At 69.2% G+C, this 17358-nt stretch carries 17 protein-coding genes; 9 read left to right on the plus strand and 8 right to left on the minus strand.

The features are described 5' to 3' along the window. Window positions 1-69: 69 nt before the first annotated feature. Window positions 70-1023 carry a CorA family divalent cation transporter gene (locus ACFY16_RS12070; protein WP_390646970.1) on the plus strand — a complete coding sequence of 318 codons (954 nt, stop codon included), beginning with the start codon at window positions 70-72 and terminating at the stop codon, window positions 1021-1023. Between the two features lie 69 nt (window positions 1024-1092). Here the strand turns inward: ACFY16_RS12070 and ACFY16_RS12075 are convergent, their stop codons facing one another. Both ACFY16_RS12075 and ACFY16_RS12080 read right to left on the minus strand, forming a co-directional pair. Next, window positions 1093-1704 carry a cysteine hydrolase family protein gene (locus ACFY16_RS12075; RefSeq protein ID WP_390646971.1) on the minus strand — a complete coding sequence of 204 codons (612 nt, stop codon included), beginning with the start codon at window positions 1702-1704 and terminating at the stop codon, window positions 1093-1095. 22 nt (window positions 1705-1726) lie between these two features. Then, window positions 1727-2683, minus strand: a complete 957-nt coding sequence (locus ACFY16_RS12080; protein ID WP_390646972.1) for an LLM class F420-dependent oxidoreductase — start codon at window positions 2681-2683, stop codon at window positions 1727-1729. Between the two features lie 480 nt (window positions 2684-3163). Here ACFY16_RS12080 and ACFY16_RS12085 point away from each other — a divergent pair, with 480 nt between their 5' ends. The 4 genes from ACFY16_RS12085 (at window position 3164) to ACFY16_RS12100 (ending at window position 5769) form a co-directional block, all read left to right on the plus strand. Then, window positions 3164-3655 carry a hypothetical protein gene (locus ACFY16_RS12085; protein ID WP_390646973.1) on the plus strand — a complete coding sequence of 164 codons (492 nt, stop codon included), beginning with the start codon at window positions 3164-3166 and terminating at the stop codon, window positions 3653-3655. A gap of 230 nt (window positions 3656-3885) precedes the next feature. Next, window positions 3886-4563, plus strand: coding sequence for a HemK2/MTQ2 family protein methyltransferase (locus ACFY16_RS12090; RefSeq protein WP_390646974.1), 678 nt, complete (start codon window positions 3886-3888; stop codon window positions 4561-4563). Next, complete coding sequence (locus tag ACFY16_RS12095) at window positions 4547-4759, plus strand: CDGSH iron-sulfur domain-containing protein (protein ID WP_390646975.1); 213 nt, start codon at window positions 4547-4549, stop codon at window positions 4757-4759. The genes ACFY16_RS12090 and ACFY16_RS12095 overlap by 17 nt, the downstream gene beginning before the upstream one ends. Then, entirely contained in the window at window positions 4756-5769 is a 1014-nt protein-coding gene (locus ACFY16_RS12100) for an iron-containing redox enzyme family protein (RefSeq protein ID WP_390646976.1), read from the plus strand. Before ACFY16_RS12095 ends, ACFY16_RS12100 begins: the two co-directional genes overlap by 4 nt. 33 nt (window positions 5770-5802) lie before the next feature. Here the strand turns inward: ACFY16_RS12100 and ACFY16_RS12105 are convergent, their stop codons facing one another. The 3 genes from ACFY16_RS12105 to ACFY16_RS12115 form a co-directional block, all read right to left on the minus strand. Then, entirely contained in the window at window positions 5803-6933 is a 1131-nt protein-coding gene (locus ACFY16_RS12105; RefSeq protein WP_390646977.1) for a catalase family protein, read from the minus strand. 55 nt (window positions 6934-6988) lie between these two features. Continuing rightward, complete coding sequence (locus tag ACFY16_RS12110) at window positions 6989-8341, minus strand: Dyp-type peroxidase (RefSeq protein ID WP_390646978.1); 1353 nt, start codon at window positions 8339-8341, stop codon at window positions 6989-6991. Between the two features lie 117 nt (window positions 8342-8458). Next, window positions 8459-9049 carry a hypothetical protein gene (locus ACFY16_RS12115; protein ID WP_390646979.1) on the minus strand — a complete coding sequence of 197 codons (591 nt, stop codon included), beginning with the start codon at window positions 9047-9049 and terminating at the stop codon, window positions 8459-8461. Window positions 9050-9470: 421 nt separating this feature from the next. On the opposite strand from ACFY16_RS12115, the gene ACFY16_RS12120 reads away from it, so the two are divergent. The 4 genes from ACFY16_RS12120 to ACFY16_RS12135 all read left to right on the plus strand — a co-directional run bounded on the left by ACFY16_RS12120 (window position 9471) and on the right by ACFY16_RS12135 (window position 13280). Next, window positions 9471-10148 (plus strand): GAP family protein, encoded by a 678-nt coding sequence (locus ACFY16_RS12120; protein WP_390646980.1) that lies wholly within the window; start codon window positions 9471-9473, stop codon window positions 10146-10148. Window positions 10149-10423: 275 nt separating this feature from the next. After that, a complete protein-coding gene (locus ACFY16_RS12125; protein WP_390646981.1) occupies window positions 10424-10651 on the plus strand; it encodes a ferredoxin in 228 nt (75 codons plus the stop codon). Continuing rightward, the gene (locus ACFY16_RS12130) at window positions 10641-12035 is read left to right on the plus strand and encodes an NAD(P)/FAD-dependent oxidoreductase (protein WP_390646982.1); all 1395 of its coding nucleotides are present in this window, start codon (window positions 10641-10643) and stop codon (window positions 12033-12035) included. Before ACFY16_RS12125 ends, ACFY16_RS12130 begins: the two co-directional genes overlap by 11 nt. A 39-nt stretch (window positions 12036-12074) precedes the next feature. After that, window positions 12075-13280 carry a cytochrome P450 gene (locus tag ACFY16_RS12135; RefSeq protein WP_390646983.1) on the plus strand — a complete coding sequence of 402 codons (1206 nt, stop codon included), beginning with the start codon at window positions 12075-12077 and terminating at the stop codon, window positions 13278-13280. Window positions 13281-13476: 196 nt separating this feature from the next. Here the strand turns inward: ACFY16_RS12135 and ACFY16_RS12140 are convergent, their stop codons facing one another. From ACFY16_RS12140 to ACFY16_RS12150, 3 genes are all read right to left on the minus strand, one after another. Continuing rightward, window positions 13477-15075 (minus strand): phytoene desaturase family protein, encoded by a 1599-nt coding sequence (locus ACFY16_RS12140; RefSeq protein WP_390646984.1) that lies wholly within the window; start codon window positions 15073-15075, stop codon window positions 13477-13479. 1544 nt (window positions 15076-16619) lie between these two features. Beyond that, window positions 16620-16985, minus strand: a complete 366-nt coding sequence (locus ACFY16_RS12145) for a hypothetical protein (RefSeq protein ID WP_390646985.1) — start codon at window positions 16983-16985, stop codon at window positions 16620-16622. 166 nt (window positions 16986-17151) lie between these two features. After that, window positions 17152-17274: a hypothetical protein gene (locus ACFY16_RS12150; RefSeq protein ID WP_390646986.1), complete on the minus strand. Its 123-nt coding sequence runs from the start codon at window positions 17272-17274 to the stop codon at window positions 17152-17154. Window positions 17275-17358: the final 84 nt, after the last annotated feature.

Here is a 17358-nt window from a genome sequence, read left to right on the forward strand (position 1 = left end):
AGCGCGCTCACGCTGGGACCGTCGGCGTCGGGACCAACGGTGAGGACCATGATCGTAACGGTGGTGTCAATGCCGGAGGTGACGGTCACCCGTACGGACGTGTCCGAGGCACGTGAGCGGCTCGCCGCGGCCCGCTTTCTGCTCGTCGACGTCGAGCTGCCGGAAGAAGCGCCGGCGGATGGAGAGCCTGTGGCCCGGCAGCTCGGCCTGGAGGCTGACGACCTGGCCTGGCTCGGCAGGAAGGACGAGCCCGCGCGCGCCGAGTTCCTGGGGGACAGGGCCGGTTTCGTCGTGCCCGTGGTCCATGGCGACCGGGTGGCTCACATCCACGCGCTGGTGACCGAGCAGTTCCTGGTCACCGTTCACCATGGCCAGGCGGGCCTGGCGTCGAACATGTCCGCGCAGCTGCGGCACGAGAGGCCTCCCGACGTCGTGGCCATGTTCTTCCTGCTGCTCCAGGAGTCGCTGGCGACCTTCCGCCGGGCCGCCGTGCAGGACCTGCTGCTGGTGGAGGAACTCGAGGACGACATGTTCCAGGAACGGCGCCCCGAGCAGGTCTACCGCCTGGCACAGCTGCGGCGGCGCTCCGCCCTCCTGCATCACTCGCTGCTTCCCTACCTCCAGGTGATGGACGAGGTCTTCACCCGCCGGATGATGAACCGCAGCTTCCCGGAGGAGCGGCAACAACTCGCCCGGGAGTTCCAGCACGCGGCGAGGCTGGTCCTTGCGAACATCGAGTCCCTCCAGGATGCCGCCCGTCGTGCTTTCGCCAGCTATTCCTCCCTCGCCGCGGGCGAGCAGAACAGTGTGATCAACCGGCTGGCCATCGTGTCGACGATCTTTCTGCCGCTGACGTTCCTGACCGGATTCTTCGGTATGAACTTCACCTATCTGACCGATGAGCTGGAGAGCAAGGTCGTCTTCTGGCTGCTCGCCGTGGGGCTTCAGGCGGTCTCCCTGCTCGTGGCCTTCTACGTGCTGCACCGCACCCGCGTCTGGCGGCGGCTGCGGGACGAGGACTAGGACCGCCGCCCGGGCCGTCGCGGGTTCCCGGGTGGCCTCCCGCGCGGTGGCGGATGCGGACGCGTGTGCTCATAGCCGACCTCCGGGCTGGTGCGGGGTTCCCCCCGGTACGGGCCACCGGGTACCCCGGAAGTCGACGTCCTTCGCCAGGACGATCCGGGCGCCCATGTTGCGTTCCATCATTTCCAGCGCGGCGGCCGCCAGATGCGGGTGGATGGAGGCGACGGCGTCCCTCGGCACCGTGACGTCCAGGTGGCGGATGTGCGCGTCCAGGGCGGAGTACAGGACGCACTGCTCGGTGACCTGACCGGTCAACACCACTGTTCCGACGCTCAGTTGCCACAGCAGATAGGACATGGGCGTGTCGTGGAAGATCGAGTGCCGGGCCTTCACCACGAAGAGGGAGGCGTCGTCCGGCCGGATCGGCTCGACCAGGCCGGCGTGCGGGCGGGACAGCGCGGACTCGACCAGTTCACCGTGGTGGGAGCGCCAGAGGCCGAAGTTGTCGTTCGCGTAGATCACCGGTACGTCCGTCTGCCGGGCCCGGCCGATCAGCTCCGCCAGGACGGGCACGACCCGCTCGGCGGAGGGTGCCAGCAGCTCGGCGTCCTCGTGGTCGTACGTGTTGATCATGTCGATCACGACGAGTGCGCTGCCGTCGGTCGCTCCGGATCCGGACACGGTGTTCCACCACCTCGTGCGGTCAGTTCCGCAGCCGCGGCAGGACCTTGGTGCGGTAGAAGTCGAAGAAGCCCTGCTGGTCCTTGCCGATCTGGTTGACGTACACGGTGTCGAACCCCGCGTCGACGAACGCGGTCAGCGCCTCGGCATGGGCATCGGGATCGTCGCCGCAGGTCACGGACTCGGCCACCCGCTCCTCGGTGACCAGCTGGGACGCCTGCTCGAAGTGGGCCGGGGTGGGCAGGACCTGCGGGAGTTCGCCGGGCAGCTGCTCGTTGGCCCACAGCCGGTGGGCGGTGCGGACCGCCTCCCGCTCGTCGGCGCCCCAGCACACCTTGAGGCCGCCGTACACCGGCTTGGCGCCGCCGCCACCGCGCCGGAAACGCTCCACCAGGGACTCCTCGGGCGTCATCGTGATCAGCCCGTCGCCGACGCGCGCGGCGACCTCGGCGGCCTGCGGGCCGAACGCCGACACGTCGATCGGCACCGGTTCGCCGGGCAGCGTGTACAGCCGGGCGTTCTCCACCGTGTAGTGCTTGCCGTGATGGCTGGTCTGCTCTCCGGTGAACAGCTGCCGGATGATCTGGAGCGCCTCCTCCAGCATCTCCAGCCGTACCGGCGCCTCGGGCCAGCCGGTGCCGAGGATGTGCTCGTTGAGCGCCTCGCCCGTGCCCACCCCCAGCCGGAATCGCCCGCCGAGCTGCACCGCGCTGGTCGCGGCCGCCTGGGCGATCACCGCGGGGTGGGTGCGCACCAGCGGGCAGGTCACCGCCGTCTCCACGGGCAGCGAGACCGCTTGGGACAGGGCGCCGATCACGGACCACACGAACGGGCTCTGGCCCTGCCCGTCGTGCCATGGGTGGTAGTGGTCCGATATCCACAACGACTCGAACCCGGCCTGCTCGGCCATCCGCGCCTGCTCGACGAGTTCCGCCGGGGTGTGCTCCTCGCACGACAGGAAGTATCCGAAGCCGGCCATCGTGTCTCCTGAACCGCGTCTGTGACTGGGGACCGCTGCCGAGTACCCGGTGACCACCGGGTTGTGCATGGCGTGGCGCCACGGACGAGGAGGGGCACCGGGAAAGCGGCTCCTCGGCCGACGCACGGCACGGAGGTCTGCATGCCACCGCGCGTGCTGCCCCGCAAGGCCTGGCGGAACCGGCGGCGGGCCGCCCGGTCGGCGGATTCCGCTCCGCTTCGACCGAGGTGGAGGACGCGAGCCGCCGGTTCCCGCCGCACGGCGTGCTCCCGGCGCACGCGCCCTGCCTGCGCTCGAAGTCTGGGCCCGTCCATCCGGAGCGCTCCGGATCAGTCGCAGATTGTCGATCTGCACGGCGGCGGTGGCCTGACGCGGGCGGGGCACTCGGTGACCCTCGAGGTCTCGGTGACCGGAGGGAGAACCATGAAACCGACAGCACACGGATCGGCCGACGAACCAGGGCGGCAGAGGATCCTGGACGTGTACCTGAACGATCACCTGGCCGGCGCGACAGCCGGTACCGAGCTCGCTCGACGTATGGTCGCAGAACACCGGGATTCGGCTTTCGGCAGCGAGTTGAAAGCCCTGGCAGCCGAGATCTCCCACGACCGGCAGCATCTGCTGCGGCTCCTGGACGATCTCGACGTGGCTGTGAGCCGCTACAAGGTGTACGGCGCCTGGCTGGGCGAGAAGGCCGCGCGGGTGAAACCCAACGGCCGGCTACTGCGCCGCTCCGGCCTCACGATGCTCGTCGAGCTCGAAGCCATGCGGTTGGGGGTGCAGGGCAAGGTGCTGCTGTGGCGCGTCCTGCTCTCGGCCTCGGCAGACGAGCCGCGCCTGGAGACCGACTGGCTGGAACAGCTGCTGCACAGGGCGGAACGACAGCTCAGGACGTTGGATTCGCTGCACGCCAGGGCTACGACGGCGCTGCTGTCCGCCACACCACAGAAGGCGCCGGGCGCGGCGAGGTGAGGTGCGGTAACCCCGGCCGCGCACAGAGAAGCGCGACATCCAGGTGACCGGCCACGGAAGGCTCGGTGGTCGTGGGGCGGCCCGCCCGTTGTGACGGCCCGTACCCCGGCGGGCGGCATCACCAGCCGCAGCGACGCCCTCCTCTGTTACGCCCGTTTCTCAGGGGTACCCGTGGGACATGGTCGGTCCGCGACGCCGACGAAGGCGTCCGGCTGAGGCGAGGTACCGCGATGACCGTCGATTCACTCACCGCCGCTCCCCGGCTCCGCTGCTGGACCCCGCCGGGGGTCTACCGCCCGCAGACCGACACCGCGCTGCTCACCCGGGCGCTGCGCCGGGAGCGGATCACCAGCCGCACCAAGGTCCTGGACCTCGGCACCGGCAGCGGTGCGCTCGCGGTGGAGGCGGCCCGGCGCGGCGCCCGGGTCACGGCGGTGGACATCTCCTGGCGAGCACTTGCCGCGGCCTGGTGCAACGCCCTGCTGAACGGGCAGACGGTGCGGGTACGCCATGGTGACCTGGCGTCCGCCGTGGCCGGCTGTCGTTTCGACCTCGTGGTCACCAATCCGCCGTATGTACCCGCACCCGGAGGCGCTCCGCCGAGGGGGCGCGCCCGGGCCTGGGACGCGGGCACGGACGGCCGACTGCTGATCGACCGCATCTGCGCGGTGGCTCCGACGGTGCTGCGCCCGGCCGGAACACTGTTGATGGTCCACTCGCACCTGAACGGCGTCGAGGAGACCCTGGCCCGGTTCCGTGCGGCGGGTCTGCACGCCGAGGTCGTCGACCGCGTCCGGCTGCCGTTCGGGCGCGTACTGCGTTCCCGGCTCACCTGGCTGCGCGAGCGCGGACTGGTGGCCGACCGGACGACGGAGGAACTGGTGGTGATCCGTGCCGAACACGCCTGAACGCCCCCGTCGCATCCGCGTCCAGCGCGACGGGCCGCTCCTGATCGAAGGTCCCGTCGAAGTCGTGGACGAGACCGGCGAGGTGACGGTGTCACACCGTTTCACGGTCGCCGTCTGCACCTGCCGTCGTACCCGGACACCGCCCTGGTGCGACACCAGCCACCGCCGTCGTACGAAACGGGACGAGACGTCATGACCGACGTGCGCCTGCCCGAACCACGCGGCCCGCTCTCGGCCGCGCTCGTCGCCGTAGTGCGCGGATCGGACTTCGGCGTGCCACCCCTGCCCACCGACGCCTACGGCGACGACCTCCAACTCGCCCTGCACGTCCTCTACGAACTCCACTACCGCGGTTTCGCCGGCGTGTCCGACGACCGCGAGTGGGACCCCGAACTCCTCGCCCTGCGCGCCGCGCTGGAGGACCGCTTCCTGAGCGCGCTGCGGGCGGACGTGCCGGTCGGCGCGCCCGACACCGCCGAGCGGGCCCTGGACGAACTCCAGCTCGAACCCGTCGGCGACGACAGCGGAAGCCTCTCGTACTTCCTCCGCGACCACGGCGACCTCGAACACTTCCGGGAGTACGCGGCGATGCGCTCGCTCTACCACCTCAAGGAGGCAGACCCGCATGCGTGGGTGATCCCCCGGCTGCGCGGACGGGCCAAGGCCGCCATGGTCGCGGTGGAGTTCGACGAGTTCGGCGCGGGCCGCGCGGACGAGATCCACGCGCAGTTGTTCGCCGACCTGATGACGGACCTGCACCTGGACCCGTCGTACGGGCACTACGTCGACGCGGCACCGGCCGAGGCGCTGGCCACCGTCAACATGATGTCCCTGTTCGGCCTGCACCGGGCGCTGCGCGGGGCGCTCGTCGGTCACTTCGCGACCGTCGAGGTCACCTCCTCCCCGGCCTCCCGCCGCCTGGCCGAGGCACTGCGCCGGATGGGCGCGGGCCCGGCGGCCGTGCGGTTCTACACCGAGCACGTGGAGGCGGACGCGGTTCACGAACAGGTCGTACGGCACGAGGTCGTCGCCGGCCTGCTGGCGGACGAGCCGTCACTGGAGGCCGACGTGGTGTTCGGAATCCGCGCGACCGGTCACCTGGAGGACCGGCTGGCCGACCGGCTGCTGACAGCCTGGCGCGACGGCCGGACGGCACTGCGCACAGGCCGCATCACCCCCGCCGCCGTGGCTGCGCGGAGCGGATGAGAGTGAGCGTGGTGGGCACCGGATCCGGTGCCCTCATTGTGCCGGGCCAAGTACTTCGTCGGCGCTTCGGGGCTCTGTCCGCGGCTGCTGGTTGAGCTTGTGGCGCTCGATGGAGGAGCGCCGGTAGACCTCCTTGCGGGCCCGCATGATGTTGCCCAGGGGCGCGTGCTCGGCGGTGACCCGCCAGGGCGTGAAGGACAGTGCGTCCATCTTCTCCAGGTTCTCCGGGCTGGAGATGTCCTGCTGCGGCAGCCGCAGCTTGGCTACGGTGACGGACGGCGAGAGCCGCTCGGGCCACTCCACGGTGGTGTCCTCCACCGGCATGCGCTCCAGGTCGGTGCAGAGTTGGACCTGGATGTCGAAGGCGTAGGGCCGCTCCTGCAGCTCGCCTTGCAGGGCCGGTCGGAAGACCTCCGCTGCCGAGGCCGGGTCGATGGTGCGCCGGACCACCGCGGCGGCGGAGTCCGGGTCGGGGGTGATGCGCACCTTGGCGATGTAGTCCCCGTGCCTGACCGCGCCCATCGTCCAGTAGCTCGACAGCAGCACGTTTGCCGGAGGGGTCTTCGACAGGCGCAGGAAGGCCAGGAACTCGTCCCACGCCCAGTTGTCCTGGTCCAGCGTTCCCTTCCCGGTCACGAACTCGGTGAAGAAGCGATGTGCGCCGGGTCGGCCCTGGGAGAAGTAGGCCGGGGCGTTCAGGAACAATTCCTGGATGAACAGGTAGTGCTCGACCGTGTTGCAGAAGAAGATCGGCCCGTTGATGTTGGCGTAGTCGAAGGTGCCCGTGTCCGGTTCGTCTTCCAGCAGGGTCGGGCCGGGGATGTCGAACATCTTCAGGGCCAGTCCGGTGGCGGCGCCCAGTCGCGCGTCGGCTCCGGCGTGGGGCGAGCCGTTGGAGAAGCGGATGAGCGCGTCGTGGGTTCCCGGAGTCGCGTAGATGCCTTGGGCGTACTCGGCGGGAAGCCCGTCCAGGATCTCAACTTCCCCTCGGACCAGCCCATAGCCCTTGGCGTGGGCGTCGCGAAGGGCTTGTCCGGTGCCGCCGGCGTCGACCGACTCGGCGATGTAGCTCTCGGTTTTTTCGATCACCGTCCGCACGTTGCGGTCGAAGTTCGGGTCGTCGTCTTCGACGTCGGGCGTGTAGCGGACGAACTGTGCTGCCATGACTTCGACCTCTCCTCGGAGAGCGAGATCGGACCTCAGGGGGTGGGAATCGCCGTCAGTCCTCCAGTTCGGCGAGCCAGCGCAGGGCGCGCAGCCCCGGCACGAAGCAGTACTCACCGCCACGGGTGACCACGAAGCTCGGCAGGTTCTGCAGACGACGCCGGACCGGCTTCTCGGGGATGGTGACGCTGCCGGTTCCGCCGTGATGCCCGGCCACCGGGTCCTTCTCGCCGGGATAGCCGATGAAGTTGCCGTCGTTGACCCACTCGGCCTTGATGAACTCAAACTGCCGTTCCAGATGGGCTCCGAGGAACACTCCGACCAGGCCCCGGTCGGCGCCGTCGTCCTCCAGCACACCCTCGGGCAGCGGGGGGCCGTAGGTGGTGCCGCGGCGGATGAGCCGGTGCATCCGTGCGTCGCCGATGATGGTGGCATCACGGGGGTTGGTGCGCCGGATGTGCGCACCGGCGGGGCACCGGTAGCCGCGGTCGTCGTTCTCCCGGTACAGGAAGTTGTTGACGCGGTGCGGATCGGCCGCCAGCTCCGGATCGTCGTGCTCCGGCGTCAGCGTCAGCGGCGCCCCGCTCGGCCAGCGCCCGACCATCTTCGCCGCCAGGAGCGCCTCCTCCTCGGCGCTGGAGGTGTTCGCGCGCAGGTACCGGCGCCAGGCCGCCACGTTGGTGTGGATCTTGCGAACGGCCGCGTAGGTCCCGTTGCGCCCCAGCACATCGGGGCTGGGCATGGGCGGCAGGCTGCCCGTTTCGTCGAGGTAGCCGAGGATGAACTCGCCCGCCTTGATGGGGGCTTCCTGCGGGTTGGAGCCGGGCAGTCCGACGCCCTCGATGTTCGGATGGCTGATGCCGTCCCGGAAGCCGAAGGTGGTGCGCCCGGTGGGGAGTTGGTGGACGTCCTGCTGCCAGATCACCCGGACACCGGGTGTGTCCTCGTAGGCGACACGGGCCCGCTCCAGCTCCTGGTCCAGCTGCGCCGTATCCGAGGAGAGGGCACTCAACGCGATGTGGACATCGCCTGTTCCGAACGGTGCCTCCCAGTGGGCCGGCGCACTCTCGCCCACGTCGCCGATCAGCTCCGCCCGAGCGGCCATGCCCTCACGAAACGCCTGCGGAAAGCTGTCCAGCGACTCCTGGGGCACCCCCAGGGCCCTCAGCCCCTGAAAGGTGAACGCCACAGCGACCCAGGCATCCTGGCTCCGGTCCGCGCTCGGCAGACCACCCGAGGTCACCGGGAGCAGCCGCCGCAGCAGGGCGCGCCCGGCATGGCGGTCATCGACGCGCAGGAAGACGAATTTTCCCTCGTACGGCACGGGCCTCGGACGCAGGGCCCCGCTCTGGACGTCGTCGATCTCGACGCTCACGCCGGCCGCGCTGCCGCTGTCCGCTGTGTTCATGGTCGCTCGTGCCTCCACATCGGTCTCTGCCTGGACAGCCCCGCAACGGCCGACTCGCACCAGCCGGAGCGGTTCACCGATGGTGGGTGGGTTCCGAGGGCCGGCTGTGTCCGGGTTCTAGGCCGAGGCTTCCTCCAGCAGCTTCTGGAAGGCCGGCGTGGCCACCAACTCCGCGTTGGCCGGGTTCTCCAGCGCCGCCCGGAACTGGGGGGTGTCCAGCACCTCTTGGAACGCGTCGTCCACGCGGTGGTCCTTGTAGATCTGCTGAACGGTCAGGTCGGGGTAGGCGCTGACGAAGACCCCCGCGGGCTCCTGGTGGGCGAGGAACCAGTCCTTGACCCCTGGATCTTTGATGCCGGGGAACCCTTCGCTGTGTGAGAAGACCTTGTCGAAGCGGGCCCCGACCACCGTCTTGGCGAAGTCGTCGATGTAGGTGTCCCAGGAGCCGTCGAAGACGCTGGCGAACATGAACCTGGTGTCGTTGTCGAAAATGACGTGCCGTGCGTCATGCAGCGTGCCGATCTGGCGCAGCGCCGCATGGACATTCTCGTCATTCGCCGCGTCGCTGAGCCAGGTGAGATCCTCACGCAACGCATCGGCCTCGCCCGGCTTGATCTCGGTGAAAACGGTGAACTCGTTACTGACCCCGTCCGTCCTGCCCGGGTGCTCGGGGTGAGCCGGCTGGGTTCCACCACTCGTCGCAGTCATCGCGAGGTTCTCCTGCCACGGATCGGTGCGAGGGTCGCCAAGCGCCCGAACATGAGGCGCCATCGCCCTCACGCATCAATCCTCACTGCGGATGCACTGCCTCGCATCCCGGGCGCTGGGCACTGTGGTCACCTGAGGCGGATTCCCGGGAAACTCCGGCACTGCGGGATCCAGCCTGATCCCTCCCGTCCCGAGAAGCTCCCGAGGACAGATCCGGCCAGGCGCAGGACGATGGAACCGGTGGGGCGTGCCGAGTACGTCGTCGTCACCCATCTCGGGCAGCCACTTTCGCACGGCCGTGCAGACAGTGGCGCAGCCGATCGCCCACCGACCCGTTGCGCCGCCGAGGCGGTCGGGACTCCCTCTCCCGCCGAGCCCCACTCAACTGGATCGCCACCCTGACCCCCACCCGGAGGCAACCATGGGCGCAGTTCTCGGTGACGTACTGGGTTTCGCGGCCGCCGTCGCGGTCAGCCCGCTCCCGATCATCGCCGTCATCCTCATACTCGCCACGCCTCGGGGACGTCTCAACGGAGTCCTCTTCACGGTCGGCTGGATCCTGGGACTCGCGGTACTGGGCGCGGTGATGCTGGCGATCGCTTCCCCCGCAGGCGCCTCCGCCCACAAGCACCCGGCCACCTGGGTGGGAGCCCTCAAACTCGCCTTGGGCCTGCTCCTCGTCGTCTTCGGCGCCCGGCAATGGCACCGGCGCCCGAAGGACCCCTCGCAAGCCCAGCTGCCGAAGTGGATGAGCGCGATAGACAGCCTCACGCCGGTCAAGATCTTCGCACTCGGACTGGCCCTGGCCGCCCTCAACGCCAAGAACGCCCCGCTGACCATCGCCGCGGGCGCCGCGATCGGCTCAGCCGGCCTGCCGGTGGGGCAGCAGATCGCATCTCTGGCGATCTTCGTCCTGGTCGCCACCCTCGGCCTGCTCGCCCCACTGGGAGTCTTCCTCCTCGGGGGAGAGCGAGCCAAGACCACGCTCGGCAACTGGAAGGACTGGGCAGCTCAGCACAACGTCGCCGTGATGGCGGTCCTGTTCTTCGTCCTCGGGCTGAAACTGCTCGGAGACGGCATCGGCATCCTCACCTCCTGACGGGCTCGACCGAGACGGACAAGCCCGGCCTTCGGACGCCGGTGCGTCGAGCACCCCCATCTACCGGCAGTAGCCGAAGAACTGGTTTCACGTCAGAGGGCCCCGAGGGGCTTCCCTTCGCCTCGCGCGAGGCCTGGTCTCCCAGCGCGCCCTCGCCTTGCGAGACCTGGGCGGAGGGCCGAAGCTGAAGGTGAGGCATGCCCACCGACCACATGGACCGAGCGCAGAGGGCTGCGGGGCTCGGCCACCGCGGCCCGTGCAGGGAGCGGATTCCAATGAGGCTTGTCGTCGATCTCAACCGGTGCCAGGGGTTCGCGCAGTGTGTCTTCCTCGCCCCGGACGTCTTCGCGCTGCACGGGGAAGAGGCACTGCTGTTCTCCCCTCGCTTCGACGAGGCACAGCGTGACCGGGTGGCGAAGGCTGCTGCTGCCTGCCCGGTCCAGGCCATCCTCGTCGACTACTCCGATGAGCCGACGAAGCGGGTGGAGCCCCATGTCGGCTGACACGGACGTCGAGGTCCTGCGGCGCCAGGGCCGCATTGTCGTCGTCGGTGCCTCGCTGGCCGGTCTGCGCGCGGCGGAGACCCTGCGCGACAAGGGCTTCACCGGATCACTGACCATGATCGGCGACGAGCCGTACGAACCCTACGACCGGCCGCCGCTGTCCAAGCAGGCGCTGCTCGGACGGGCACGGCCCGAGGACACCGCGCTTCCGCGGCGGCGGGACATCGACGCCGAGTGGCGTCTGGGCGTCGCAGCCGAGGGCCTGGACCGGAACGCCAAGCAAGTGGGCCTGACGAACGGCGACGCCGTCCCCTACGACCGCCTGCTGATCACCACCGGGACCAGAGCGCGGCCCTGGATCCACCCGGAAGAGGCCGCACTGGACGGGGTGTTCGTGCTGCGCACCCGCGACGACTCCGCACGCCTGTCCCAGAAGCTGACCGGGGGTGTGTCCCGGGTGTTGGTGATCGGCGCCGGTTTCACGGGCTCCGAGGTCGCCTCCGCCTGCCGGGAACAGGGCCTTCAGGTCACGGTCGCCGAACGCGGACCGGCACCGCTGGTGGGCGCGCTCGGCGGAGTGATCGGTGCGGTCGCGGACCGGATGCAGCGCAGGAAGGGCGTCGATCTGCGCTGTGGCATCAGCGTCACCGCCCTCGAGGGCGACTACGGGGGGCGGCTGAGGCGCGCCCATCTGTCCGACGGTTCGGCGATGGACGTGGAGGTGGCGGTCGTCTCGCTCGGTGCCATCCGGAACACGGAATGGCTCGCAGGCTCGGGGCTGGCCGCGGGTCCCCGGGGGATCGCGTGCGACGCCGGGTGCCGGGTGTTCGACGTCAATGGCATCGTCACCGACGACATCTACGCCGCCGGTGATGTCGCACGCAGCCCCCACCCGCTGTTCGATTACCAGTTCCTGTCGCTGGAGCACTGGGGCAACGCGGTCGAGCAGGCCGAGATCGCCGCCCACAACATGATCTGTGCCGGGCCCGAGCGCCGCCCGCATCTGTGGCTGCCGATGTTCTGGTCTTCCCAGTTCGGTGTCAACATCAAGTCGGTGGGTGTGCCCTCGCTGGGCGACGGGCTGGTCGTCGCCCAGGGGACGCTCACCGAGGAACGGTTCGTGGCGGTGTACGGGTACCGAGGCCGCGTCATCGCCGCAGCGTCCTTCGACGGAGCCAAGTGGCTGGGGTTCTACGAGCAGCAGATCGCGTCCGGCGCGCCCTTCCCGCCGGAGTACCGCACGGTCGACCGTCGCATCGAGACGTTGCAGTCGATCGACCCCGCCTTCCCGGATCCCCATCTGCCCACCCACGGGGCCACGGTCACGCTGACGGGCCACTCGCCGAGCGAGCGGCGTGTCGCGTTCGTTCCTTCGCATGCCTGATCACCGGCCCTGTGCCGCCCGGAGCCCTCAGGAGTCACCATGACGTCCGGCACCCTCGTCGCGCAGATCACCGACTACGCCAACCGGGCCGATCCGTACCCGCTCTACGCGGAACTGCGCAAGACACCGGTCAGGCGGGAGGACGACGGCTCCTACGTGGTCAGCACCTATTACGAGGTGCGGAGCCTGGCCAACGACCCACGGCTGAGCAACGACACGAGCAACCGCCCGTCCGGCTACGCCCGCGTCGGACAACCGGACCCGGAGACCGGTCTGCCGCCGAGCTTCATCTTCACCGACCCGCCCGTGCACGACCGGCTGCGCGACACCATCAACCGGCCGTTCGGTCCCCCGCACAGCCCCCGATTCCTCGACGGCCTGCGCGCAGAGCTGGCCACGGTCGTCACCGAACTCCTCGACGCCTTCGAAGGCAAGGACCAGGTCGACATCGTCGAGGACTTCTCCTACCCCCTCCCCGTCACCGCCATCTGCAAGGTCCTCGGCGTACCGCGTGAGGACGAATCACGCTTCCACGTCTGGGCCGACGCCCTGGCGTCGTCAATCGATCCCCAGGCGGGCGAAGACGGTCAGGCGAAGGGACAGCGGGCACGCCAGGACCTGGGCGCCTACCTGACCGATCTGATCGAGACCAAACGCCGCCACCCCGGCCCCGGGATACTCAGCGCACTCGCCCCTGCCATGACCCCGACGGACCTGGAGGCCACCGCGGTGCTGCTCCTGGTCGCCGGCCACGAGACCACCGTCAACGCGATCACCAACACGACCCTCACCCTGCTGCGCCACCCCGACGTCCTCGACCGCTTCCAGAAGGACCCGGACCTGGCCGTCCCGCTCATCGAGGAAGTGCTGCGCTACGAGCCTCCGGTCCAGTTCGTTCCGTGGACCACCGCCCTGGCCGACATCGACGTCGCCGGCACCACCATCCCCAAGGGCTCGCCGGTCTGGCTCATGCTGGCCGCGGCCAACCGCGATCCCCGGCGCTTCGACGACCCCGACCGGTTCGATCCCGACCGCAAGGACAACGAGCACCTGGGCTTCTACACCGGCATCCACTACTGCTTCGGCGCCCCTCTCGCCCGCATAGAACTCCATCTGGCTGTGCCCGAACTGTTCCGCCGCGTCAAGTTCTCCCGGCTGCTCGAGGACCCGCCGCCGTACCGCGCCAACGCGGTGCTGCGCGGCCCGCGCCATCTTCCCGTGGCCATCGAGGGCCTGACGGCCTGAGCGCCACGGCCCGACGGAACCTGCTCCCCGACGACCTCCCGATCCGACGCAGGACCGTCGGCGGTCAAGTGCCCGCTGAAAGAAGCCCCAGGCCGCTGACCCGGGGCTTCAAGAGCGGGTGACGAGAATCGAACTCGCGCTCTCAGCTTGGGAAGCTTGGGTCTTCTGGTTGCCACTACGGCACCCTCACCGCGTGTCAGCGGCGACTGCTCCGGCGCCCGCCGCGGATCAGGTGCTGGGCCACGAGGTGCCCCGACCCGCCGCCGAGGCCGGGGCCGGGGTGGGTCGAGGCGCCGATGTGCCACAAGCCGGGTACAGGTGTGGCGTGCCGGGCCGCGCCCGGTAGAGGGCGCCACAGCAGGGCCTGGTCGAGTTCGGCCGAGCCGCCGTAGGGGTCGCCGTCGACCGCGTTCGGATTGTGCGCCATCAGGTCCGACGGTGTGACGGCGTCCCAGGCGAGCAGCTTCTCCGGCAGGTCGGGCGCGTGAAGCGCGATCCTGGCCAGGACCCGTTGGACGTATCCCTCGGTCAGCTCCTTCGTCCAGCGGCCGTGGGCGTCCAGTTCGCCCGCCGCGTCGCCGGTCGGCTTGTAGGGCAGTTCTTGGAGCTGGATCCACAAGGTCGCCGCGCCGTCCGGCACGCGTGAAGGGTCCAGGACATACTGCTGGCCGACGACCAGTGTGGGCCTGCGCGGCAGCAGCCCCGCCTCGGCCTCCGCGCATGCGATCGCGGTGCTCGCGGACCCGTCGCTGAGATGGACCAGCGGTATGCCGGCCAGGCGCGCATCGCGCCAGCCGAGCGGGGCGGAGAGGGCGACGTGGAGCTGCATCGCAGCGCGTCCGTACCGGTAGCGCAGGGCCTCGTCGCGGATGGCGGGCGGGACGGGCGCGTTCTGTGGCAGAAGCTCGCCGTACAGCGCGGTCGGGGTTACCGAGACCAGGACGGCGTGGCGGGCCCGGATGGTTTCGCCATCGGTGGCGACGCCCATGACCCGGCCGCCTGTGAGGAGCAGCCGCTCCGCCGACTGCCCCGTGGAGATGTGCACCCCGAGCTCGCCGAGCAGTGCCTCGAAGGCGCGGACGAAGTTCCGGGCGCCGCCCGCCACCACGGGCATGCCGAAACCGTGCAGGGTCGCGGCCATGACAGGCAGCATCAGGCCGCCCAAGGCGTGGTCCGGGGACAGTCCGGCGTGCAGCAGCCAGGGTGTCCACAGCACATCAGGCTCCTCGCCGCGGAAGGTGCCGCGGCAGTAGGAGCGGCCGCTGGTCACGGCGGCCCGCAACCACTGCTCGGTGCCACTGAAGCGCTCGCGGCGCAGCAGTTTCAGCACATGCCGGAGCACACGGGGCGAGCGTGGCTCACCGCCCAGGATGCCGCCCAGTGCGTCGGCGTTGTCGAGGAACCTCTGCAACAGGGTGAGGTAGGCGGTTCGGTCCTCGGAGTGGCCGAACATCTCGGCGGTGGCCGCGGGGTCGCGGTGGGCCAGGACCACGCGCCCTTCGTCGGTGACCGTGCCCGTGATCAGTCCGTCGGTGTTGCGATACTCCAAACCGTGACGGTGCAGGTCCTCACCGAGGGCGGCGTAGGCGCCGCCGGACACGAACAGCGGGTGCCACGAGGAGTACGTGTCGTGCAGGTAGCCAGGCAGAGTCCGCTCCTCGGTGGCGATGAAGCCGCCCAGCCGGTCGCTTCCTTCTATCAGGGCCACCGACCAGCCGCCCTTGGCCAGCTGGGCAGCGGCGACCAAGCCGTTCACGCCGGACCCGATCACGACCGCGTCGAAGGTAGGTGTCATCAGCGCTCCTCTGACGTGAGGGGGGGTGTCAAGGCTCCGCCTGAGCGAGCCACCACCAGCGAGGACGAGGGCACGGCCCTCGCCAATCCAGCCTTCCCCACACGCGCCGGGCTGTCCAACGCTTGCAGCCGCCGCCCCAGGCCCTGAGCATCGCGCCGGGTCAGTGCCTTGTTCGCGAGTCGGCCGGCGACGCCCCCGTAGGACACGATGCCGATGGCCTTGTTGTTCCACTCGGCGAACACCACTTGTCGCCGGTCCACGGTCCGTTCTTCGGCGTGATGGGCAGCGCGAGCGCCATGGTCTTCTCCGCTCTCGGCGGAACGAATCCGGGCGCCCCGCGCTAGCCCGTCAACCTCGCCGTCGGCGGGGCCACTGTGGCGCTGTTCAGCATCAGGAATCAGTGAGACGGAGCACCGACGAACACGCGGCGGCTGTCCGACCCGCTGACCCACCCCGGTCATTCCGCCACCCCACGAGCCGCATTTCGCCGGTTCCCCAAGGCACCCGACAAGCGTTCTGGCACGCATCTGGCACGCGACAACTGATCACGGTGGACAGCAAAAAGGCCCGGGTCTCTGACCTGGGCCTTAGTCGTGGAGTGGGTGACGAGAATCGAACTCGCGCTCTCAGCTCGGGAAGCTGCGGGCATTTGGGGCCAGTTTGGGGGCTGACCTGGGCGAACGGGCTAGGCACTGCCTCGTCGGAGGCGGCGGTGGTCCACGGTACGCCGCCCACCAGCCACCGTGTGTTCTGGCACGAGAGTGGCACGGCCCAGAGACAAGGGCTAACGCCGGCGACGCCGGCCTCAGGCTTCCGTGGCCGTCTTCAACTACTGCCCTCCGCCCCCCTGCGGCGGAACAGGAGTCGTGTGCCGCGTATGAAGAGGATGAACACAACTCGGACGGCCATGAACACAGTGGTGATGGCGAGCACGCGGGCGATCGTGTCAGAGACCGTGATCCAAGGATCGGGTACGCCAAGGAGTCGCACGAGCTCTGCGATCACTACGACCAGCCCGAACATGAACGGCAACCATTCCCAGTGAGTCCGTGAACGCCACCTCACTGCTGCCTGGCGCCTGCGTCGCCACCGACGAGTTACCAAGCTGAGGATGAGACTTAGGACCATCAGCAAAACAGGTGCTGCCAGATCCTCCCAGTGCACAGTGAGCTGCACGATTCCTCCCCGTCCTGCGGCTCTGAAGCCTGCCTATGCGGGCGGTGAGGGTAGCGCACGGTCGGTGTAGCGACTTTGGCCGGGAGCTGCTTCGGCGCGAGTGATCATGGCCCCGTAAGCTTCCGGCGCGTCGGGCGGTCTGTGGACCTGCCCGGTAAAGCACGACGTTGGGGCCATGATCTGCGAGGCTCGCGCCAAAGTGGTCGATCCCCGGTTGGCGCTGCTTGCCTCAGAGGCGAGAGCACATCTTGCCGCGTACCCATCCATGGACAGGCGTTCTGAGGCGGGAACATGGAGACCCGGCCTCAAACGGAGGCCGGGCCGAATGTGCGTCTCACTCAATACAGTTGGTGAGCGCTGTCCCTGATCTATGAGGCGCTGGCGGATCCGCTGGATGCCGGTGACTCTTCCTCAGCCGGGGCGCCGCGTCCGATGGTTATGGACCAGCGGACGGCTGAAGGAGCTGTGACGGATACGGTGCCGCTGCGGTCCACACCGCTGACTGCCACCTGGTTGTAGGTGGTGCTGACTTGGCCGGCGACGCACTCCAGGGGGAAGGAGACGTGGACGGACGGCACCGCCACCTTGATCTTCCCCTGGCCCTGGCAGCGCACCGCGACGATGAGGGCGTCGCCTGTTCTGCCCTTGCTGAACTGGAGACTGGCGTTGCCGTTGGTCGCGCTCTGACGGCCGGCGAGTGTTTCGTCATCGTCGAGTTCAGGGGGCTGTTGCACAGAGGGCTGTGTCGTGCTGGGGGATGCTGCAGCAGAGGTTGGTTCGGAGGAGTGCGTGGGGGGCGCGGACCGTTTGGCGTCCGTGGTGTTGGATGTGCATGCCGTGACTGGCACGAGTATCGCGATACAGACGATGCTCAGGCCTGCAAGAGTCCGGTGGAACATGTCACCCCTCCCGGATTGCCCAGCCGATGCGGTGCGGCGTGTAGATGGTGAGGTTCTTCTTTGCGCCCTTGGTGCAGTTGAGGTGCGTGTACTGGCTGTAGCCGTAGCTCTTGAGGCGGTACACGCCGTAACGGGCGTAGGTCGTCTTGCGAGAGGGGGTGTCTAGGCGTGCGCATGACATTCTTCTTGATCAGGGGAGTACCGCACA

Source organism: Streptomyces sp. NPDC001315, assembly GCF_042896175.1.
Classification (GTDB): Bacteria; Actinomycetota; Actinomycetes; order Streptomycetales; family Streptomycetaceae; genus Streptomyces.